The sequence below is a fragment of the Cognataquiflexum nitidum genome (assembly GCF_022538055.1).
In the GTDB taxonomy this organism is placed as follows: Bacteria; Bacteroidota; Bacteroidia; order Cytophagales; family Cyclobacteriaceae; genus Cognataquiflexum; species Cognataquiflexum nitidum.
Map to the genome: position 1 here is coordinate 14,506 of NZ_JAKZAM010000038.1, position 22,548 is coordinate 37,053.

20 protein-coding genes are annotated in these 22,548 nt (G+C 40.7%); 10 read left to right on the forward strand and 10 right to left on the reverse strand.

All coding sequences use genetic code 11. The features are described 5' to 3' along the window. Positions 1-282: 282 nt before the first annotated feature. The 5 genes from MMU07_RS19355 to MMU07_RS19375 form a co-directional block, all read right to left on the reverse strand. Entirely contained in the window at positions 283-1,083 is an 801-nt protein-coding gene (locus tag MMU07_RS19355) for an alpha/beta fold hydrolase (protein WP_241128258.1), read from the reverse strand. Positions 1,084-1,561: 478 nt separating this feature from the next. Continuing rightward, positions 1,562-3,154 (reverse strand): amidohydrolase family protein, encoded by a 1,593-nt coding sequence (locus tag MMU07_RS19360; protein WP_241128259.1) that lies wholly within the window; start codon positions 3,152-3,154, stop codon positions 1,562-1,564. A 106-nt stretch (positions 3,155-3,260) separates the two neighbouring features. Further along, a complete protein-coding gene (locus tag MMU07_RS19365; protein WP_241128260.1) occupies positions 3,261-3,710 on the reverse strand; it encodes a hypothetical protein in 450 nt (149 codons plus the stop codon). Positions 3,711-4,012: 302 nt separating this feature from the next. Beyond that, positions 4,013-6,532 carry an ABC transporter permease gene (locus MMU07_RS19370; protein ID WP_241128261.1) on the reverse strand — a complete coding sequence of 840 codons (2,520 nt, stop codon included), beginning with the start codon at positions 6,530-6,532 and terminating at the stop codon, positions 4,013-4,015. Further along, positions 6,525-7,202 carry an ABC transporter ATP-binding protein gene (locus tag MMU07_RS19375; protein WP_241128262.1) on the reverse strand — a complete coding sequence of 226 codons (678 nt, stop codon included), beginning with the start codon at positions 7,200-7,202 and terminating at the stop codon, positions 6,525-6,527. The genes MMU07_RS19370 and MMU07_RS19375 overlap by 8 nt, the downstream gene beginning before the upstream one ends. Before the next feature lie 144 nt (positions 7,203-7,346). Between MMU07_RS19375 and MMU07_RS19380 the strand changes: the two genes are divergently transcribed. Beyond that, the gene (locus MMU07_RS19380) at positions 7,347-8,015 is read left to right on the forward strand and encodes an arylesterase (RefSeq protein WP_241128263.1); all 669 of its coding nucleotides are present in this window, start codon (positions 7,347-7,349) and stop codon (positions 8,013-8,015) included. Between the two features lie 158 nt (positions 8,016-8,173). Next, positions 8,174-9,145 (forward strand): c-type cytochrome, encoded by a 972-nt coding sequence (locus MMU07_RS19385; RefSeq protein ID WP_241128264.1) that lies wholly within the window; start codon positions 8,174-8,176, stop codon positions 9,143-9,145. 52 nt (positions 9,146-9,197) lie between these two features. Here MMU07_RS19385 and MMU07_RS19390 read toward each other — a convergent pair whose 3' ends face one another. Together MMU07_RS19390 and MMU07_RS19395 are read right to left on the reverse strand one after the other, a co-directional pair. Next, positions 9,198-9,653, reverse strand: a complete 456-nt coding sequence (locus MMU07_RS19390; RefSeq protein WP_241128265.1) for a hypothetical protein — start codon at positions 9,651-9,653, stop codon at positions 9,198-9,200. A 304-nt stretch (positions 9,654-9,957) separates the two neighbouring features. Beyond that, positions 9,958-10,314 (reverse strand): YraN family protein, encoded by a 357-nt coding sequence (locus MMU07_RS19395; protein ID WP_241128266.1) that lies wholly within the window; start codon positions 10,312-10,314, stop codon positions 9,958-9,960. Between the two features lie 82 nt (positions 10,315-10,396). Between MMU07_RS19395 and lipB the strand changes: the two genes are divergently transcribed. The 4 genes from lipB to MMU07_RS19415 all read left to right on the forward strand — a co-directional run bounded on the left by lipB (position 10,397) and on the right by MMU07_RS19415 (position 13,914). Next, on the forward strand, positions 10,397-11,113 hold the full coding sequence (lipB, locus tag MMU07_RS19400; protein ID WP_241128267.1) for a lipoyl(octanoyl) transferase LipB: 717 nt from the start codon (positions 10,397-10,399) through the stop codon (positions 11,111-11,113). Positions 11,114-11,266: 153 nt separating this feature from the next. Beyond that, a complete protein-coding gene (locus tag MMU07_RS19405; RefSeq protein ID WP_241128268.1) occupies positions 11,267-11,668 on the forward strand; it encodes a hypothetical protein in 402 nt (133 codons plus the stop codon). A 151-nt stretch (positions 11,669-11,819) separates the two neighbouring features. Then, on the forward strand, positions 11,820-12,554 hold the full coding sequence (locus tag MMU07_RS19410) for a 3'-5' exonuclease (protein WP_241128269.1): 735 nt from the start codon (positions 11,820-11,822) through the stop codon (positions 12,552-12,554). Positions 12,555-12,756: 202 nt separating this feature from the next. Further along, positions 12,757-13,914, forward strand: coding sequence for an ATP-binding protein (locus MMU07_RS19415; RefSeq protein WP_241128270.1), 1,158 nt, complete (start codon positions 12,757-12,759; stop codon positions 13,912-13,914). Between the two features lie 33 nt (positions 13,915-13,947). Here the strand turns inward: MMU07_RS19415 and MMU07_RS19420 are convergent, their stop codons facing one another. Beyond that, a complete protein-coding gene (locus MMU07_RS19420) occupies positions 13,948-14,727 on the reverse strand; it encodes a hypothetical protein (protein ID WP_241128271.1) in 780 nt (259 codons plus the stop codon). Between the two features lie 96 nt (positions 14,728-14,823). On the opposite strand from MMU07_RS19420, the gene MMU07_RS19425 reads away from it, so the two are divergent. The 4 genes from MMU07_RS19425 (at position 14,824) to MMU07_RS19440 (ending at position 19,036) form a co-directional block, all read left to right on the forward strand. Further along, positions 14,824-15,066, forward strand: a complete 243-nt coding sequence (locus tag MMU07_RS19425; protein WP_241128272.1) for a hypothetical protein — start codon at positions 14,824-14,826, stop codon at positions 15,064-15,066. Positions 15,067-15,241: 175 nt separating this feature from the next. Continuing rightward, positions 15,242-17,431: a ribonuclease R gene (rnr, locus tag MMU07_RS19430; RefSeq protein ID WP_241128273.1), complete on the forward strand. Its 2,190-nt coding sequence runs from the start codon at positions 15,242-15,244 to the stop codon at positions 17,429-17,431. Continuing rightward, positions 17,406-18,392, forward strand: coding sequence for a polyprenyl synthetase family protein (locus tag MMU07_RS19435; RefSeq protein ID WP_241128274.1), 987 nt, complete (start codon positions 17,406-17,408; stop codon positions 18,390-18,392). Before rnr ends, MMU07_RS19435 begins: the two co-directional genes overlap by 26 nt. Positions 18,393-18,406: 14 nt before the next feature. Beyond that, the gene (locus tag MMU07_RS19440; protein ID WP_241128275.1) at positions 18,407-19,036 is read left to right on the forward strand and encodes a rhomboid family intramembrane serine protease; all 630 of its coding nucleotides are present in this window, start codon (positions 18,407-18,409) and stop codon (positions 19,034-19,036) included. A gap of 35 nt (positions 19,037-19,071) precedes the next feature. Here MMU07_RS19440 and MMU07_RS19445 read toward each other — a convergent pair whose 3' ends face one another. After that, a complete protein-coding gene (locus MMU07_RS19445) occupies positions 19,072-19,383 on the reverse strand; it encodes an HPF/RaiA family ribosome-associated protein (RefSeq protein ID WP_241128276.1) in 312 nt (103 codons plus the stop codon). 256 nt (positions 19,384-19,639) lie between these two features. Next, a complete protein-coding gene (locus MMU07_RS19450) occupies positions 19,640-22,225 on the reverse strand; it encodes a zinc-dependent metalloprotease (protein WP_241128277.1) in 2,586 nt (861 codons plus the stop codon). Positions 22,226-22,548 lie beyond the last annotated feature (323 nt).

A 22,548-nucleotide genomic window follows, 5' to 3' on the forward strand; every position in this document is an offset into this window, starting at 1 on the left:
CTTGAAAAAGTTTCAAATGAATTTCATTTTTTAAAATTTGTTTGAAATAATCTAAAAAAAATTGTGAGCATTCGCATAAATGCAGGTAACAGCATTAACCATGAGCATATGGAGTTCAGTTTTAAAATAGAAAATTTCGAAACTCGTAGGGTACGTACAATAATGTGAATACAAATAAAAATGTACGTAATGATGCCAGAAGATCCGACTTCGACACGCAATCGGGATCCGTCCCGAAGAGGATTATGGGATTGCCGTCAGAGAAATAAATAACCCTAAAAATTAAAACTGCCTTATCCAATCCCCAATGAGCCTATTAATTTCATCGGGTTTTTCGATGCAGCTGCTATGACCCGCTCCCGGCACCATATGCAATACCGCATTTGGGATAGACATTTGGATAAACTTTGCTTTTTCTGGCTTGGTGGCCACATCCTCGTCTCCCACTACAATCATGGTGGGACATTTTATGTTTCGGATTTCTTCCTCTATTCCTTTCCTATGGATAACAGCCTCCACAGATTTGGTGATGGACTTTTTGTTGGATTGTAATTCTTTCATCCACTTTTTATAGGAATCTGCATTTTTTGGATTTTCAAGCCAGCTTTGTGCAAACATGATCTTCATCACAGACCCCGCAACTGTTGGGATGATCCCAAACCATTTGACTATTCCATTCAAAAATTTATACTTTGGGAGGTTTTCTACTGGTTCAGGACTTGCCGAAGTCTCCAGCAAAGCCAGGCTTTTTACTTTTTCAGGAAATCTAGCTGCAAGTCGCATCCCAACAAATCCACCCATAGAAAGCCCGACAAAATGAACAGGCTTGCCTACAAGTATGTCTATCAGCTCCACCGCATCTAAAGTCAATAAATCCATGTCAATGGGCCCATCAGTCACTTCAGATTGACCCTGTCCCCGATGGTCATAGGCGATAACGGTATAATTCTGTTTTAAAAAATCAACCTGACTCTGAAACATCTTATGGCTCCAAAGTAATCCATGTGAAAAGACGACAACTTCTTTTCCTTCTCCCTCTTTGATATAAAAAAGCTTTGTCGTGTTGAGCTGAATGTGTGGCATAATGTTGTTTTACGAAGTATAGCGGACCTAATACCAAGTATTGGAAAATATGTTTGAATTTACTTTCTGATTCCAGATCCTACTTCTGTATAAACCAAAGTCAACCTGAGTTGTTAAAATTGGCATTTTCAGAATAGGTAAAGACGATTGGTATCGCGTCATTCTGAACGGCAGCTTGCGAATCCCGACAGCTGTACGGGTGAAGAATCTCTTTATTAAATGAGAATCTTCGCTTCACTACCAATGACGTGAATCTCTTGGTCGTCACACTTCTCCACCGCGGCGGAGAAGTGTCTCCTTATTCAAAGAGCTTTCATCCCCGTACCTCGGATTCAAGATGACACAACAACCGTCATTCCATTTCTGAACATTAACAAAATGTTGAAAACTCAGAGTGACGATTCCGATAAATACGTCATTGGTAGCTTACTTGGTTCTTGGTACTTGGTTCTTGGTACTTGGTTCTTGGTACTCAATTTCACCAATCCAAACCCGGCTGTTTTAATTTCCTGGATTCTTCCCGGTCCTTGTGCTGTTGTACCAAAGTACGTACATCCTGCAAGAGTTGTTTGGCATCATAGACTATCCCATCTTTCACAGTATATTTTACGCCTCCAACCCTGATCGGTTCATTGTTTTCATCAATCCGGATGGCGCCGGTGCCATATAAAACCTTGAGATTCTGAAGTGGATTTTCTTCCAAAATCACAAAGTCTGCCAACTTCCCAACTTCCACAGTTCCGATTTCATTTTCCATCCCCAAAGCCTCCGCGGCATACATGGTCGAGGATCTGATGACTTCCAATGGATGAAATCCTGCTTCCCTGAGCAATTCCATTTCTCTGATAAAGGCAAAACCATACAATTGATAAATAAAGCCAGAATCCGAGCCGGTGGTCACACGGCCTCCACGGTTTTTGTATTCATTGACAAAGGTCATCCAAAGTTGGTAATTTTCCTTCCATTGGATTTCCTCTTCTGTAGTCCAATCAAACCAATAGGATCCGTGGGACTCGCGGCTCGGCTTATAAAAACGCCATAAGGAAGGAAGCGTATATTCCTCATGCCACTCGGCCCTTCTTGCACGCATCAAATCCCTGTTTGCCTCATAGATATTAAATGTAGGGTCCAATGTAAAATCCAGGTCCAAAAGCTCCTGCATTACTTTGTTCCAATGATCTGAATATGGCGGCGCAGCCTGCTTCCAAAGCTTTCCTGCTTCAGCAAAACGGTGCTGTTCATTCTGATAATTATAATCCAGCCTGTAATCCTGAATGGTCCTATCAGCAAAAAGAGCTTCAGGAAGTCCATACCAATGCTCCATCGTAGTCAGTCCAGCCCTTGCAGAATGGAGGACATTCCATCTTGCCACGTCCATCTGCGCATGATGCATTGAAGACCTCAAACCGATTCTTTTATTTTCTTCCAAAGCCGCCTGCATTACTTCCGGTTTTGCACCAAAGAATTTGATGCCGTCAGCTCCTTTTTTGGCATTGTCATTAACCCAAGCCTTGGCTTCAGCAGCATTGGTTATGGGTTTTTCTGAACCTTGCCCAAAACTGGTGTACGCAAACAAACGCGGTGCGGTAATGGTGTTGGCTAAGGATTTTTTCTTATGGTCAAGCACCCAACTCAATCCATTACTTGCAGAAGGGTCTTTTACAGTAGTGATGCCATGTGACATCCAAAGTTTGAAAACATATTCGGCGGGAGTACCCTGTCCAGATCCTCCGATATGCCCGTGCATGTCTATAAAACCCGGCAAAAGGTAATTTCCCTCCAATTCCATCACTTTGTCATTAGGGCCGGCTTTAGGCCTTCGGTCTTCTTTGATAGGAATGCCGGGATATCCTACGACTTTTATTTCTGTGATTCTGTTTTTTTGTACTACAATATCTACAGGACCAATTGGAGGTGAACCTGTCCCATCTATCAATGTTACTCCCCGAAGAATCAGCTTGTCATAAGGGCCTTCACCTTCCTTTCTATCAGGAGAAGGCATAATCCGGGAAAAAATCTCTGAGGCAAATAAAAAGAAGCTGAAAGCAAATAGAATTAATGTTTTTTTCATGGCTAGTGGATTTGACAGGAACAAAATAATCCTTTTCCATCCAATAAAAAAACCGACCATCCCAATGAAAAGGATAGTCGGTTATGTCAAATAGGAGGTCTATATTTTATTCTTTTTCCTTCCTGAAAGTGTAGCGCAGACCGATATTTCCTCTAAACCCAATCATTCCAATATCAAAATTTACATTGGGTGTAGCTTCAATTAAAATTGAGAAATTTTTATGTTCTTGAATGGGTTTAAAAGTCAACCCAAAAGGCAATCCAACTCTTGCGCCTCCATTTTCAAATACGCCTATCATTACTCCTGCATGCAAATTAACCCAATCAGACCTCTTAAAATTTCGATGAAACATTCCTTCGACTCCAAGAGGAAAATCAAGTAGATCTGTTGCTAAGAACCTCAATTCGCCGAAATACTTTTTCTCAATATCGGTTCCAACTCCGATTTGGCTAAATAGGCCACTATTGTACACACCAACATGGACTTGGGCCTGAGCCTGAATGGAAATGAAAAGTCCAAAAATCAAAATAATGGTAAAAGATCTGAATTTATTCATGTTTTTTATCGGTTTGATTTATATAAGACAAAAATAGTTTTTAATTCCAATCTACCAAAAGGAAAGTTGATTATCCCAAAGCGGACAAAAAAAAAAGGGCCTTTGAGAATTTTATTCCCAAAGGCCATATTTCCATTTTATCAGTATTCATTATTTTATTAACAATTTTGCCAGAAGCAGTCAAAATCAAACTCAACCTTGATTTCGGAAATAATATCCACAAATATCAAATATCAATGAATATCTAAACTGAGAATTGAGGTTAAATGCAGTAGTTGCAAAATTCATTACATCAATAAAACTTAGCCCCTCAAAATCTCCATCGGAGGCATCTTCACGATTTTGCGTCCATTGAGCCAACCTAGTAGAATGGTCAATGCAGTAATGGCTACATAAACTACCAAGGCTTCTTTGTATGCGCCTCTAAATGGCAATTCAAACACGAACTCACTTAGCAACCATGTTGCCAAAAAGGAAAGCAAAATCCCGCTCAACGAAGCCAAAGAGCCCAAAAAGAAATATTCCAAGGTATTGATCTTGCTGACCAATCCGCTATCTGCACCGAGTGTCCGTAGCAAAATACTTTCCCGCATCCTTTGATACTTGCTGATAATTAGCGAACTGATCAAAACCAAAATCCCGGTAATGATACTGAAGAACGCCATGAATTGGATCACAAAGCTGATCTTGCCGAGGATTTCTTCCAAGGTTTCTACTATGGCCCCTAGGTTGATCACGGAGATATTTGGAAACTCTCTCACAATCTCCGATTGCACATCCGCGGCCTGTCGGTCATTTTTGGTTTTGGTAATCAGCACGTGAAACTTCGGCGCATTGTTCAACACATTTTCTGGAAATAAAACAAGAAAATTGGTCAAGACCTGATTGAACTTCACATCCCGAAAACTTCCAACATAGGTTTTGATGGGCCTTCCCTGCACATTGAAGATGATTTCATCACCCAAATTGATTCCGGTCCGCATGGCGTAGCCTTGGTCAAAGGAAACAAATACAGAATCTCCGGGATTGGTCACTTTCCTTAGGTCTCCGCTCAACAGTCTTTCAGAACTGATCAAAGTGTCTCTGTAGGTCACCCTAAATTCCCTGTTGTATAATCCCCGAGATCGCTTCTCTTCCTCAGGCAAAGTGTCATTTCCTTTTTTGGTAAGGCCGTTGATTGACTCCAATCCCATAGTAACAATAGGCACCTGCTGCATGATGGGCAGGTCTTTACTTCTGATCTTATCAGCTACAGCTTCTACCTGATGCGTTTGGATGTCAAAAAGCAGCATATTGGGTTGGTCTTTTTTGTCTGCAAACTTGGCTTCATCCAACAACTGGTTTTGGACAAAAAACAAGGTACTGATCATGGCTGTACCCAATCCGATTGTCGCAATCAGGGAAACGGTTTGGTTGTTTGGTCGATACAAATTAGCCAAAGATTGTCTGATAGGATACTGTAGTGAAATCGGCAGAAACTTCCTGATCAACCACATGATCCCAATCGCAACAGTCCAAAGAATCAGGAAGGCAAAGACAACGAAGCCGGTAAAACCGAGTGCTTGCTTCCATCCATTGAGCAGGTAAAAGCTAAACCCGAAGACAAACAAAAGAATGCCAAACACAACCGCCCAACGCAAGGGATCCTTGTTGATCTTGGTTTCTCCTTCTTCAGGCCGCAAAGTAGCCATCGGAGAAACCTTTCTGATTTTCAACAAAGGCAACAAGGCAAATAAAATAGATACCAACAATCCGGTGATTACCCCAAAGCCTACACTTTTCCAAGAAAGTGCAATGGCGACATCCACCGGAAGGAAATCTGCAAAAACTGCCGGTAAAATAAACTGCAAAAGGCTTCCTAAAAGTGATCCAAACAACGCGCCTGCCAAACCCATAACCACGATCTGAACCAGATAAATTTTCATCGCAGTCCAAGCTGAAACCCCAAGACATCTCAGTACTGCCACGGAAGCTAATTTTTCCTTTACAAATACATTAACGGCGCTCGCGACACCCACACAACCTAAAAGCAAGGCAATGAAAGCCACCAAACTCAGAAAGTTGGATAGGTTTTGGAAGGAACGTCCCGTCTGCCTTTTCCGGTCTTCAATGGTATCGGCATCGACTTTTTCTTCCTCCCATTGCTCCTCGTATTTCTTCACCACGTCATCAGGATTGGTCAAGTCATCCAATTGATAATACCTGACATATTCAAGCCTGCTGCCGTATTGGATCAGCCCGGTGGCCTCCACGTATTCCATCGGAATGTACACAGCAGGTGCGACAGTGGCTGTAATCCCGGTTTGTCCCGGAACTTTCTGCAATTCTCCTTCTATATAAAAAGAAAGATTACCCACTTTGATGCTATCCCCAATTACGGCATTGAATTGTGCCATGAGGAGTTTTTCTACCAAAGCCCTTTTACCTCCTTTTCGAAAGGAAGCTTCTGCTTCAGCGGGGATGGTTTCTAATTTTCCATAGAAAGGAAAATCTCCTTCAAGTGCCCTAACCTGCGTTAGCCGGCTTGCACCTGTGGAAGGGAATGCGACCATACTGGCAAAATTGATTTCTTCTGCGGTAGCAATGGCCAAAGAATCGGTAGGCTGTAGCCCAAGAGGCTTGTTATTTTCCAAGACCAAATCAGCACCCACAAGTTCTTTGGATTGTTGGTCGATTCCCTTTTTGAGGTTTTCACCAAAGGAACTGATGCCTACCAAAGCCGCAATTCCTACGACCATGGAAGAAACAAAAAGAAGGAGCCTTGAGAAATTTTTTCTAAAATCTCTGAAGGCCATTTTTAAAATCCATGAAAAATCAGACATGGCTGCCCTCCTGGATTTTACCGCCTTTGATGTTGATGATGCGGTTTGTTCGCTTGGCCAATTCCGGATCGTGGGTGACCAATATGAGTGTGGTGCCTAGTTCCTTGTTCATATCAAAAATAAGGTCTTCGATCATCTCACCGGTTTCGGTATCCAAGTTTCCGGTAGGTTCATCAGCAAACAATATCTTCGGTTCATTGGCAAAGGCCCTTGCTATAGACACACGCTGTTGCTCTCCACCAGAAAGCTGAGAAGGATAATGGGTAACCCGATCTCCCAATCCCACTTTGGTCAGTAACTCCGTAGCTTTTGCTTTTGCATCCTTTCTTTTCTTTAATTCAAGAGGTACCATCACATTTTCCAAGGCGGTAAGGGTAGGAAGCAATTGGAAATTCTGAAAAATGAATCCGATGTTTTTACTCCTTACTTCAGCCCTTTGGTCTTCGGACAGCTTTTCGAAGGCATTTCCTGCCAAAACCACAGATCCCGTACTTGCGGAGTCTAATCCTGCACAGAGTCCGAGCAGCGTGGTTTTTCCACTTCCCGAAGGGCCTACGATGGAGATGCTTTCTCCTGCTTGGATATCAAAATTGACCTGGTCTAAAACAGTTAGTTTTCTTGTGCCGCTTTGGTAGGTTTTGGACACATCCTTTACACTCAATATGCTCATAAAAATCTTTGTGGATTGGTTTTGACAATAACACCATCAAACGGCCAAATGGTTTGATTCGTTGGGTTTAAATATAAAAGGAAAGGATGGGGTTTGAACAAAATAGCTGAAAAATTGTAGATTTGATGGTAACAAGAATAAAAAATGAAAACATTCAGTAATTACTCAATTCTTTTATTGTTGGTTTTTTCAATTGCCTGCAGTTCAAAAAACGAAAAAACATCTGAATCTGAATCAACCTCAAAAACTGAAACAGTTCAATCAAAAAAACTAATCCTCTTTTTCGGGAACAGCCTCACAGCAGGATATGGGATTGAGGCTGAGGATGCTTTCCCAGGATTGACTGCCGCTAGGATAGACAGTCTTGGCTTGGATTACAGGGTTATCAATGCCGGATTGAGTGGAGAAACGACAGCTAGCGGATTGAGCCGTTTGGATTGGTTTTTGGAAGAACGACCGGCAATTTTTATTTTAGAATTAGGCGGAAATGATGGTTTACGCGGAATTACTCCATCGGAGACCAAGAAAAACCTGAAAGGAATCATCCAATTGGTGCGGGGAAAATATCCTGAAACGGTTATTGTTTTAGCAGGAATGCAGATTCCGCCCAATATGGGACAGGAATACACCAAAGAATTTTCAGAATTATTTCCCCAAGTAGCTGCTGATGAAAATGTCGAATTGATTCCATTTTTATTGGAAGGTGTGGCAGGGAACCCTGACCTCAACCTACCCGATGGAATCCATCCTACCGAAGAGGGACATTTGATAGTTTTTGAAACTATTTGGGTCACGCTCAAAAACCTTCTTTGAAACCTCTATTTGTCAATAATCATTTTAGGTGAAGTCATTAAAATGCCTTTATTTATAAATTAACGGTCTTTTCTATCGTTTTTCCCACATTTCAGGTATAAATGTTTATTTTTGGGTGAATTTGTAAATTTTTATTTCATCCCCAAACCATTTCCTGAATGAAAAAGCTTTTAAAAATTGTTGCGTACTTGGTGACAGCCTTGGTAATTGTAATTATTGGAGCCGTGGCCTATGTGTCTTTTGCCTTGCCCAATGTGGGGCCCGCGGATCCGGAATTTAAAGTGGAGATCACGCCAGAGAAAATTGAACATGGCAAATACTTGGCAAACCATGTGATGGTGTGTATCGACTGCCATTCCAAAAGAGATTTCAGCCTCTTTTCAGCACCCCCGGTTCCGGGAACAGAAGCGACAGGGGGAGAAAGATTCGATGCTACGATGGGATTTCCCGGAGTATTTATTTCTCCGAATATCACACCATTTGGAATCGGGGAATGGACAGACGGTGAATTATTCAGGTTGATTACCACAGGAGTAAGGCGAGATGGAACTCCCATCTTCCCAATCATGCCTTACTACAGTTATGGGAAAATGGACGTGGAAGATATTGAGGCTGTAATCGCATACATCAGAAGCCTAGAACCAGTGGAAACAAGCCATCCCGAATCCAAACCTGATTTTCCGTTTAACCTCATCATGAGAACGATGCCGGCTGAAGCTTCATTAACCAAAAGACCTGATCCAAACAATCAGGTAGCTTATGGAGGATACTTAGTCACAGCAAGCGCTTGTGCGGATTGTCATACCAAATTCGAGGATGGTGCCTACGTCGGAGAACCACTTGCAGGAGGCCGGGAATTTGCCTTTCCCGATGGCATACTTTCTACTTCTAATTTAACCCCACATGCGACAGGGTTGGGGAATTGGACAGAGGAGATGTTTGTACAGCGATTTAAAATGTACGGAGAAAACTATACCGCAGAAAAACTCAATCCGGGAGATTTGCAGAGTATTATGCCTTGGGTGATGTATGCGGGGATGAAGGAGGAGGACCTAAAAGCCATTTTTGCTTACCTTCAATCTCTACCACCTACAGAAAACCCCATAGAAAAATTCAAGCCGAAAAGTTAAATTAAATTAAGGCAACCAAAATGGCTGCCTTAATTTTTAATGGCTTTGAATTTCACCAAGTCTTTTCTTTTGTAAACAAGTCAGCTGTCCTCTGCTCCTTTTTCATGGGCCAAACACTGGAAGGTGTAACACCATCATCTTTGACCTCATAACCCATAATTATAATCCCTGATTCGCAATATTGATATTCCATTGCAAGAAATTTTTGTCCCTCATCTCCAATTCTCCTATACGAATCTAAAAGTTTATAATTTCGAGACCCTTCACAACTCTCTCTCAAGAATTTTTGGGTATTTTCTATATTCTTTCTGTAGAGTTGTTCGGCCATTGCTCCTGAAAATTCTTTGGATGAAACCACAGGGTGCTTCAAAGTTTTTTCCGTGTTGTCAATACTTTTAAAAAGCTTCTTTGAATCCTTCATAGCCAACTTCTCATAGCTTTTGGGGGCGCAACTAATGACTAGCATCAAGACACTGAGATAAATCAATAATCCTGTTTTGATCTTCATACCTTATTAATTTTAAACTAAACAACAACTTAAAAAAAATTACAGAACTTTTGACGCGGTTCTTCCAAAAAAAAGGTCTAAAGGTACCTTTAAACTTTGCCTTGTCACCTTGACGGCAGGTCCTAGCCTTGGCGGAAGAGGTCTGGAAACCTTCAGATTAGAACAGAAATCTCTCCAGATATTCTTATCGGGATCGATATGGCAAGGAGAGACCATTGTCACGATTGATCGAACAATATCATTCAAGAGTCCTTTCTAATTTTGCTGTTCTCTCATCTCACGACTCATATCTCACGTCTCACGTCTAATAAAAAGCATCTTCAAACTGCTTGAAATTCACATTCCCTTTTTGGTCTCTATATACTCCGACGATGTCAAACCGAATATCCTTGTGCCAATCCCTTTCGTAAAGGAAGTTATCAGCGGCTTTGATCAATAGTTTTCTTTTGGTAGCGTCTACGAATTCCTCCGCATAGCCAAATCCAGTCCCGCTTCGATATTTGACTTCTACAAAAACAAGAATCCCCTTGTGTTTAAAAATAAGGTCAATTTCGGCATGTCCACTCCGGTAGTTTGCCTCCACAAATTCATATCCTCGCCCCATCAACCAAACTTTGGCCAGGTTCTCAGCTTCGTTTCCTTTGTCATTGTGTTCTGCCATAGGGATATTTGTTTATTTTTGGGTTATCAAAGAGAACCATCATTTTATGCTTGCTGTTCTCATTTGGATTTAAAGAAAAACTGTGAATCAAGTTATCAATAAAAAAGTTAAGTTCATCGATCTTGGCAAAAAGGATTATAAAGAAACTTGGGATTTCCAAGAAAATCTTTTTGCACAGACCGTTTCACTCAAAATCCAAAATCGTCAGACCGGTCCCGAATCACAAATTGTGACTGACAACTATGTGATTTTTGTTGAGCATCCACATGTCTACACTTTGGGAAAAAGCGGTGAATTATCCCATCTCCTGTTGGATGAGAAGGGTTTGGAAGAGAAAGAAGCAACTTTTTATAAAATCAACCGGGGTGGAGATATCACTTATCATGGTCCCGGACAGTTGGTGGGCTATCCCATCATCGATCTTGATAATTTCTTTACCGACATCCACAAATACCTGAGACTTCTCGAAGAAGCTATCATTTTGACTTTGGCTGAATATGGGATCGAAGCAGGGAGAATTGAAGGATTGACCGGGGTTTGGTTGGATTACCTCGAACAGAAAAACCCTCGAAAAATCTGTGCCCTTGGTGTAAAATCAAGCCGGTGGGTGACCATGCATGGCTTCGCATTTAACATCAATGCAGACATTGGCTATTTCAACAACATTGTACCATGTGGCATAGCGGACAAAGCAGTCACTTCTATGCATTTAGAACTTGGATACCGTATAGACGAAACAGAAGTAAAGGGAAAAGTCAAAAATCATCTTGTTGAATTATTTGAGATGGAGTTGGATTAAATTTTCGAAATACAGTAGAAATAGGTTGAAATACGGTAGATATAAAATTGAAATAAAGTAGAATAGGATTGAAATAAAGTTGATATAACTACTGAAAATAACGGTTGATTCTATTTCTCAAATCTCATGTCTCAAATCTCACGTCTAATTTAAATGAAAAAAGACATCGACTTTCACCCTGTCACGGGAGTCAAGCTTGCAATTGCCAAAGAAGAAACCAACGGCAATACCGAATGGTCGGTTTATATCATCAATCTCAACCTGATTGAATTGAATACTGTAATGATTACCTCCAAAGGCTATGGCCAAATCGGTGGAGAAGAAAAGAAAACCTCGGTTTTGAGACACATGATCCAAGAACTTGGTTCAGAATCCATTGCCAAAATCGAACCGATTGACCCTGCCCTTTTTGCCTTGACCAATGAATATTGGGTCAGTTATTATATCCTTGATCAGATTTTTGACAAAAAATTCATTTTCGCAGAAGGGAGTATGGACCCTTCCAATCTGAGCTTTATCCCTGAATTGGGATTGGAAGGGGTTCTCCATTCATAATGGACGAATGGAATTTATATGATTTTTTGATTTTTAGTTGAATATTAACTAATATCCCAATATCTTAATGAGTAATTGGATCAATTCTAGGAATGGGATTGTCCAATGTTTATTTGGAAGATAGAAAGGAAACAATCTAAAGATCATTTATATGGGAAATTTTTTGAATGAATTGGGCGATATCCTTTTTTTGGACATCGAGACTGCTTCTTTGGAATCCGATTTTAAGGAATTGCCTCCGCGGCTACAGGATGAGTGGCTTAAAAAAGAAAGGCATATCATTCCTAAAGAGGAAGATGTGGAACCCGGAAGTTTATTTTTCCAAAAAGCAGGAATTTATGCTGAATTTGGCAAAGTCATCTGCGTAGGTGTCGGGTACTTCCATTATCTGGAGGAAGAAAATAAATTGGAATTCCGGACCAAAAGCTATGCAGAAGAATCAGAATATGACACCCTTGCTGCTTTTTGTGAATTGCTTTCAAAGAAAAAGTGGATCCTTTGTGCCCACAATGGAAAGGAATTTGACTTCCCTTACCTCAGCAGAAGGATCTTGATAAATAGGATTCCTCTTCCTGAACCATTGCAGATCGCAGGCAAAAAACCTTGGGAAGTCCGTCACCTTGATACTTTGGAACTGTGGAAATTCGGGGATTACAAGCATTACACCAGGCTGGAATTGCTTGCTGCCATTTTTGACATCCCTACTTCCAAGGAGTCTATCGACGGTTCTCAGGTCAATGAAACCTATTATATCCAAAAAGATTTGGAGTCCATTCGGAAATATTGTTTGCGGGATGTTGTCGTGACAGCTCAGATATATTTGGCCTTTCAAGGGCTGCCACCTGATATCGAAATGAAAGTGATTAATAGGGATAATGAGGTTTAATCAAATTTAGGATATAAGCGATAAAAAGGGCTTAATTTTCTTTTTTTTGAAGTAATTATAACTAAAATAATACATGTCAATTCAAAATTGAATCTATGTAATTTCAAAATTCAACTCATGTAATTTCAAAATTATATCTATGTTATTTCAAAATTTATCTTGTGTTATTTCAAAATTCAGAATACCTTTGAAATAAAAAGACATGCTGATTTCGAGGGATATTGTGTCGGCAATCAAAATCCTGATCCCCAAATACCCGATCATTGCCTTGACAGGACCGAGGCAATCCGGCAAAACCACTTTGCTAAAAAGCCTATTTCCAGACTATCGCTATATCAGTCTGGAAAATCCTGATATCAGAAACTTTGCTGAAAAGGATCCCAATGGTTTTTTGGCCGAATATGACCGGCATGTAATCTTCGATGAAGTCCAGCGGATTCCTGCGTTATTTTCCTATATCCAAAGTATCGTGGATGATAGAAGTGGAGAAATGGGCATTTATGTACTTTCAGGCTCACAAAATTTCCACCTGATGAACAGCATTACCCAAAGTCTAGCAGGTAGAGTAGCAATCTTTAAATTATTTCCCCTTGATTGTCAGGAACTGGAAAAAGCAGGATTGCTTGGGGATGACTTTTTAGCCCCATTGATCAAGGGATTTTATCCGGCCATATACGACAGAGACATTCCTTCGAGGATCTTTTATTCCAATTACATTCAAACCTACATCAACAGAGACGTAAGTGAGCTGATTGCAATCAGAGACATGCGTGGGTTCCAAAATTTCCTTGGACTCTGCGCTGCTAGAGCAGGACAATTGCTCAATCTCAATGCATTGGCAAATGAAAGCGGGATAAGCCAACCGACAGCCAAAGCATGGCTTTCGGCATTGGAGCAAAGTTTCATCACTTTTCAGCTTTATCCATACCATAAAAATTTCAACAAAAGGATAGTCAAAACTCCAAAGCTCTACTTTTATGATACAGGATTGCTTTGTCATCTCCTCAAGATTACCAAAACCGAAAGCCTGCTGACGCATCCATTTAAAGGTGCGTTGTTTGAAAATATGATGATCTCGGAATATGTAAAACAAATGCACCACCGCAACAGTCCCGAAGATCTGTGGTTTTGGAGGGATTCGGGAGGAAACGAGATTGATCTGATGGTGGATAAGGGCGATGAAATGGAGATATTCGAGTTCAAAGCATCCCAAACCATCAAAACTGAGATGTTTGATGGACTGAACAAGTTCGAAGAAATCTCACAGATGCAAAATCTGAAAAAAGTCTTGGTATACGGCGGCAAGGAGTCACAAATACGTAGCAGCGGTAAGTTGCTTTCATGGAAGGATTTTGGTTAAAAGAATCTCAGGAAGGTGCGGTGCAGAAAAACATCATTTCTTTGGCTCATAAACCTCTATCCATCCATGATTGCTGTCGTTAAGTATCATTTTCCCTTGATCAAATTCAACACTTAGTATAATAGTAGGCACCCCAGCGATCGCTTGGGTAAGAAAAACATGAATCCTGTCCCCAACTACCTTCCAAGACATCATCTGTGACATTTCAAAAAAATCTGAAGCTTTCAAGCGATATTCCTGAGGAATAAATATTTCTTTTGAAGCTTTTTGTTCAGCATCTCTTAAACCTCTTATATCAACTACATACTTTCCGTCGGGATTAAAAGCAGTCATATAATCTTTCCCTGTCATTTCAGAATCTATTTTCACTCCATTTTCAATTTTATATTTTTCCTTTAGAATCCAAATCCCGGTAATTTTGTCACTTAGTTCTTTTGAAGCTTCTCCAAAAACCCTAGAAAAATCATAATTCAAATCTTTGGAAACAATTTCCATTTCAACTGTCCTATTAACTGCTTTCAGGTTCAAAGTCAGTAATTTCTTATCTAATTTTCCATAAACCTCTTCTTGCCCTCCATTTCCTTCCAATACCCCAACAAATCCGTTATTCTCCTTCCTTCCGACAAATTCTTTGGAACTTAAATCAGATTGGTAAAGTTTCCCTAAAAGTAATTCTCCTTTTTCTGAAATACTTAAAACCAATGGGTCATTTAGATCAATGCTTTGGTATATACCCTGATACTTCTGAGAAAACCCAACATTTTGAAGGAAAAACAATTGCAAAATCAACAATATCGACATTTTTGTATTCATCTTTCTTTCAGTTTAAATAATTGAATTAAATGCTAAGTTAAAAATATTCCTCACTTTCCAGAATCATTTTCTTAACTTTATTCAAAGAAATTTCTGATGAAAACCAAATCATTTGAATTTACCAAAAAGAAGGTTTTAGAAAAGATGGAGAATCTATCAAAGGAAGAGATAATTGAAGATCAGGACCATAAATCAAGAATAGAAAAAATTTTATCTTTTGCAGGGTTATTAGATAAAGTTCAAGATGCTGATTTAATCAAAGAGTTGACTGTTGATCTACACAAAACCAGACTTAAAGGAAACCGAAATATTGCAGACAATTGGAAGGGTCACTTTTAGATTTGGAGATTAAAATAAAATTTTTCTGAGAAAAAATTCAAATCATACCTCAAACAAAAAGAGTCATTTAAATCAAAATGGATTTTTTGATTCATTTATAATACTAATCACAAACAACACAGCCCATTTCGCACAGATTCAGGGCTTATCATTACACAATTGGAAATAAACTTTCATGGGAAGAAAATCAAATAATCAGGGCCAAAAGGGCAAAAAAAGCGGAAAGGTGATAGATGCCGCCCAACTGACCAAAAAAGTACTCAACTTTTTAGATAACAATTACGGCAAAGAATTCAATGCCAAACAGATTATCAAGAAACTTGAAATCCGCGACTCCATCGCCAAAGGCGGTGTAGAACCGATGTTACATAAACTTGCAGCAGCAGGCAACATATCCAAATCACCGAGAAATTATTTTGCTTCAGTCAAAGAACCTGAGTTCATCGAAGGGGAAGTGGATTTTGTCAATCCGCGCTTTGCATTCATCAAACCTGATGCAAAACATGGATTGGAGGAAGATGTCCTCATTAAAGAAGCCGATCTAAAACATGCTTTGGATGGTGACCGTGTCAGAATCATGGTATACCCCGTCAAAGGAAGTACCGGAAGGCTCGAGGGAAAGGTATTGGAAATCGTAAGCCGAAGCAGGGATGAGTTTGTCGGCAGGGTAGAAATATCCCCGAGATTCGCCTTTGTCGTGCCTGATTTCAAGAAGATGCATTATGACATTTTTGTCCACAGAGGTGACCTTGGCGGTGCCGAACACAACCAAAAAGTAGTTGTCAAACTCTCCGACTGGCGCGAGGACGACAAAAATCCGACAGGGAAAGTCACCCGTGTTCTCGGCAAAGCCGGAGAACATGAAGTCGAAATCCACTCCATCATGGCGGAGTTTGGCTTGCCCTTCGAATACCCAAAAGAGGTCGAAGATGAAGCAAACCTGATTCCTGAGGAAATTTCTCCGGAAGAAATCAAAAACCGCCGTGATATGCGGGGCATTCCCACATTTACCATTGATCCGGCTGATGCTAAGGATTTTGATGATGCGATATCCTACCGGGTATTGGAAAACGGAAACCTTGAAATCGGTGTCCATATCGCCGACGTGACCCACTATGTCAAGCCAAAAACCAAATTGGAAAAAGAGGCCTACGAAAGGGCTACTTCGGTTTATTTGGTGGATAGAACCATCCCGATGTTACCGGAAAGGCTCAGCAACGGGCTTTGTTCGCTTAGACCCAACGAGGACAAACTGACTTTTTCCTGCGTTTTTGAAATGGATGAAAATGCCGATGTTCTGAATACTTGGATAGGTCGGACAGTAACGCATTCCGACAGGCGATTTGCCTATGAAGAAGGTCAGGAAAACATCGACAAGCAGGAAGGTGATTTCTATCAGGAACTCACACTTTTAAATGACCTTGCCAAGAAGCTGCGAAAAAGAAGATTTGATAAAGGAGCGGTCAATTTTGAGACGGTGGAAGTCAAATTCAAACTGGATGAAAAAGGGAAACCACTTGGTCTCTTTGTCAAAGAGCGAAAAGATATCCACAAGCTCATTGAGGAATTTATGCTATTGGCAAACAGGACTGTTGCAGAATTTGTCTTCAACAAAAACAAAGGAAAGGATACATTTGTATATAGGATTCACGACCACCCGGATGTGGAGCGATTGGAGACTTTTGCCAATTTTGCCAAGAAATTTGGCCATGAAATGAAAATCGGGGAAGGGACTAGAATCTCTATGGCTTTGAATAAACTTATGGAAGAGATTCTCGGTAAGCCGGAACAGAATATCTTAGAACAGCTTGCAATCCGAAGCATGGCCAAAGCCAAATATACGACAGAAGCAAAAGGTCACTTTGGTTTGGCATTCCAACATTATACCCACTTCACCTCCCCTATTCGAAGGTATCCGGATATGATGGTGCACAGATTACTGCAGCATTATCTTGATGGTGGCAAGTCACCTGAGGCAGAAACCTGGGAAGACAAATGTCTCCATTCTTCAGAAAGGGAAAAAAGGGCTGCTGATTCAGAGAGAGCTTCTATCAAATACAAACAAGTGGAATTCATGTCCCTTGCTGAGGAAAAGGATTATGATGGTATCGTTACCGGAGTGACAGAATGGGGAGTTTTTGTGGAAATCACCGAAACCAAGTGTGAAGGAATGATCAGGGTTCAGGACATGAAGGACGATTATTACCAATTTGACGAAAAAAATATGCGTCTTATTGGGACAAGAAATAAAAAAATGATCACTTTGGGTGAAAAAGTAATGGTACGTGTAGTAGCCACGGACATTGATAGAAGAACTATAGACCTGGAATTTGCAGATAATGAACCAAGAAATAAGCGTAGATAAAATCTTACAGGATTTAGAAAAACATATCCAAGGACATTCTTACGGAAAATCACCCCAAGAACTATATGAGCCGATTTCATACATCATGAGCCTGGGTGGAAAAAGAATTCGCCCCTTGCTTACACTGATGGCTTATTCGCTTTATAAGTCTGACTACCAAAATATCATGAATCCCGCTTCAGCTGTGGAGGTTTTTCACAACTTTACGCTGATGCATGACGATATCATGGATGATGCCCCGCTGCGCAGGGGAAAGGCAACTGTCCATGAAAAATGGAATGCCAACACTGCAATCCTTTCTGGGGATGTGATGCTGGTCAAGGCTTATGATATGCTCCTAGACATTGAACCCGGTAAATTCTGGGAATCCATCCGCCTCTTTAATCAGACAGCAGCAGAAGTCTGCGAAGGCCAACAGCATGACATGAATTTTGAATCCCAAAATACTGTCTCGGAGGAAGCCTACATCGACATGATCAGGCAGAAGACAGCAGTGTTGTTGGGATTTGCACTTCAATTTGGGGCAATCTTGGCAGAGGCTAGCACCGAAGATGCACAAAAACTCTATGATTTTGGAGTCAATATCGGTATCGGTTTTCAACTCAAAGATGATTTGCTCGACGTCTATGCCGACAAGGCCAAATTCGGAAAGCAGGTCGGTGGAGATATCATTTCCAATAAAAAGACTTTCCTGCTGATCAAAGCAAAAGACTTGGCTCAGGGAGATTCTAAAATCAAATTGGAGTCCTGGCTTGAGGCTAAGACTTTTAACAAAGAAGAAAAAGTGGCTGCAGTCACAGCAATTTATGATTCATTGGAGATCAAAAGCCTGACCGAAGCAAAAATGAAAGCATATTTCGACAAAGGCTTTGAGCAATTTGCTTCTCTTGAAGTTCCCAACAAGGACATCTATACATCCCTTCTTCAACTTACCCAAGACCTGGTGCACCGGGAAAAATAATCAAACATTACTTCATGGAATTATCTGCAACGGTTCTCATCATTGCGCTGACAGTCTTGACTTCATACTTAGCTTGGCAAAAGCCCAACCTGATGGAAAGGTGGATGTTTACGCCTTACCAAATCCAAAAAAGGAACCAATGGGATCGGTTTATTCTGTCTGGATTTATCCATAAGGATGGGACTCATTTACTCTTCAACATGTTTACTTTCTATTTTTTTGGAAGGGTGGTTGAGAGTTTTCTAATGATTAAGTTTGGGCAGACAGTTGGGATTGGTATGTATCTTCTATTCTATCTCGGGGCGATTGTAATTGCTGATATCCCGACCTATTTCAAGCATCAATCCCACTCCTACTATCGCGCGCTAGGCGCATCAGGCGGGGTTGCGGCTACGGTATTTGGCAGCATTATCTTGATGCCTCTGTCTGACATTTGTCTTTTTGGTTTGCTTTGTCTACCGGGTTTTGCGCTGGGAGTCTTTTTTTTGATTTACAGCATCGTGCAATCAAAAAAAGGTGCCGATGGCATCAACCATGACGCCCACTTGTATGGCGCATTATTCGGAATTGCTTTTATCCTGATCGTGTCCCCACAAAGCGCTTTGAATTTTATAGATCAAATAAAAAGCTTCAGGCTTTTTTGACCTGAAGCTTTTAAATAAATTTTCTGAAATGATTCCTATTTATCCTTTTGAAGCATACGGATATTTTTGTCGGTGACACTCCTTAGCATCGTATTCCATCTCTCCTTTCCTTTTTCCTCAGAATAGATATCCGGACCGGGAACCCCCACCCTCATTCCAATAATCCTTTCCGCTGTTTTTCCTTTTCCTGAAATATTAAAATAAATATCCACAGCATTGATAGTGTCGGTAAACCTAGAGATTTTGTCAATTGATTTTCTGATTTGAGCCTGCAAACCTTCGGGCAAATCTACCTGCGGTGCCTGCACATCAATTTTGATTCCGTTATAATTTTCTGTGTAATTCATGGTACAGTATTTTGAGTTTATAAACGTGATTTATTTACCTTTTACAGTAATTAAAGCTAGTCTAAATTTCTATTTCAACCGAATTTTAGAACACAAAAAATATTAAAGTTTTACCCAAATTACAGTGCCAAAAATCAGATAATCATCCAATATCCAAGGACACAGAAACATTTCTTTTTGGTGCCAATAATTACCGGAAAAAAAACCTCAGACCTGACCGGCCTGAGGCTGTAGAAGCAATGTCTTGCTTTTCTTCTTACTTCACATCTTCAAGTGTGTTGTTGATGATCAATTTCAAGTGGTCTTTGTGGGCCTTTGAGGAAATGTTTCCTGAGGAATTGCTCACTTTGGTTTTGATGTAATTCAGGTTATACAAAGCCGCAGACTTGGCAAAATTATTATACCTGTTGCTCTGTGGTCCTGTTACCATTCCCTTTAAAGTATTGACATATTCAATCTGAAGGTTCTGTCTGAAAGTATTGACATTGCCATTGATGTCCGCATCGAAGATTGCCTTGGTCAAGTCATTCATATAGGTAGCCATATTGTAATCATTGCCATACAATTCTGAATCTACCATTCTTTGCAAAGTATTGGGATGTATCATGTGAGCCAATACGCTTCTTTGAGAATTCAAGATCTGCTGATGGATTTTTGGATCTTCCGGTCCACTGAAGAAATTGAAACCTCTTCTTTGTCTCGCAAGGTAATTGATCAAATCTTCAGGAATTTGATAGGCATTTGGGGCAAACATATATTTGCTGATGGCTTCCAAGGCTCTTTTTTGATCTTTAACACTTACAGGAGTGAAAGGCTGGGTGGCTCCGTCCTGACCTGCCATGGCACGGTCCACGTATACTCCACCGATATACCTTGACATTACACCTCCCGCAGTGGTATAGGTTCCCATCAATACACCATATGCCTGAGTCAATTCCTCGTAAGACTGTCCATCGGTTGAATATTTTTCTTTGATCCCTTCCATGAGTTTTTTGGAAGTTTCCATCATGTGGATGGAATAGCCAATCTGATCATTGGAAAGGTCACCGATCATTACCCTTGGGTCGATGGCTTTGCCAGGAGCTCTCATGTCATCTGCATCATTGCCAAAAATCAGTTCAGGCCTGGTAGAAAGTGCTAAAATCGCGTCTAATTCGGCTTGGGATTTGACAGGAGTGTAACCGGCCTGGATTGCCCACACATCGTAAGGACCAACTGTGGTAGAGAAGTAATGCCCTTGGGTGCTCTTATCGGGAGAAAGATTGATCGCCAAATAATCCATTACAGATCCTGAAAGGGCTTTTCCTTCGATAAAATTTTTATCAGCCAATTCTTTTGGGGAAAATAGCTGGGAGGCTTTCATGTTGTGGTTCAAACCTAGCGTATGTCCAACCTCATGCATCAGTAATTCGGCCATCGCTTCTTTTTTCATACCTTCCATTTCCATGTCAGAAGCACCATGTGCTCTCAGGAAAGCCTGACCAAACATCATATTATTTTGAAGATGCGCTCCTACAAAACAGAAATGAGGTTGTTTGCTATGGTTAAGTCCATTTTCTAAGGCTGCTTCTTCGCCAAAAAGTTTGTCATACATTACCCTGTTGGTATGGTATACAAACTCCAACATTATGTCTGCTCCTAAAATCTGTCCTGTTCGGGGATTGACAAAGCTTGGACCATAACCGCCGAAGGGAGGATTTGGTGAACTTGTCCATCTCAATACATTGTATCGGATATCTCCTGCATCCCAATCTGCATCATCCGGCTGGATTTTGACCTGAACCGCATTTTTGAATCCAGCCTTTTCGAAGGCTTTATTCCATTCCAATACCGCATCCATGATGGTTCCCCTCCATTCCATCGGAGTCGAATTTTCTATCCAAAAAACAATAGGTTCTATAGGTTCAGATATGGCAGCACTTGGATCTTTCTTTCTCAAATCCCATCTGTGGATCAAATCTCTAAAGGGAGTTGCACTGGAAGAAGTCATGTCTGTAACTTCTGTTGTGAAAAAACCCACCCTCGGGTCGTCAAATCTCGGCTCATAACCATTGTCCGGCAATTCAATCAAGCTATGAAAAACCTTGATACTCACATTTCTCCCATCAGTTACCGCAGAAGAGCCTCCATTCAGAACAGAGGGGTTGTTGTACACGTATTCTACCGCGAGGTCTGTGTTTTTCTCATAACTTCTGATGGCAAGTACTTTTGTTTTTTCACTATCAAGATTGCCTAACCTGAATGCCATCGGAGATTCCCCGGGGAAAGGTGGGTTTTTGATCTGCGAAAAAGTTTCTTTCAAAAAGAGGTTATCTGCTTTGATCAATATGGTTCCTTTATCAGTGTCTTCAGCTTCGATTTTGGCGCTTGCCATGATTCCTGGGCTGATGTTGGCATCGGCTGATCTGCTCAAAGGATTCTCTGGATCGAAATAATGTGATACGTTTTGCTTGACAAATTCCACCCTATTGAAATACCTGACAATCTTAAAGATGTTATTTTCTCCATAGGCACCTCTAAATGTTCCTGCTTCAGTGACACCATCTCCGATCTGGGCAAAATAAATAAACTCTTTGCCCAATTGGTCTTTGCTTACTTCCATCTTCAGTTCACCGCTGACGGTATCCTGATAGAAAGTAAATAGCCCTTCAAACTTGGTGTTGCCTTTGGTCAGGTCAGCGATGGTTTTTTTCTCAGGTTTCTTTTCCGGAGCAGGGGCTGTGACTGCAGGCGCATCGGATTTCTTTTTCTTTTTTTGTGCCAAAACCTCATTCATAGGCATGGACACAGCCACTATCACCATCGTCATGGCGAGGAGTAATTTTTTTTTCAGTTTAAACATAGCGTTCTCAATAATTAGGTGGTAGAAATAGTTATTTGGGAATGGAAAATAATGGGTGGTAATGTACAAATTCTTTTGAAGTCCTTAAAATCTTAAAATGCTTCAAGGAAAAGTTAAGAATAATTAACAAAAAAATCCCTGCCGAATCGTGTGGCAGGGATTTGATTTCCAATCTCTATTTTTATGCGCGATTATGAAAGTAAAAATGATCACTCAGTTAAATCATGGCAAGAGACCGAAATGACCGGTACATCGGTCTTCCGACTTCGGTCTTCAGTCCTACTTGCAAAGAAATATTAGGTTCCTGGCAAAGAAACTCATGA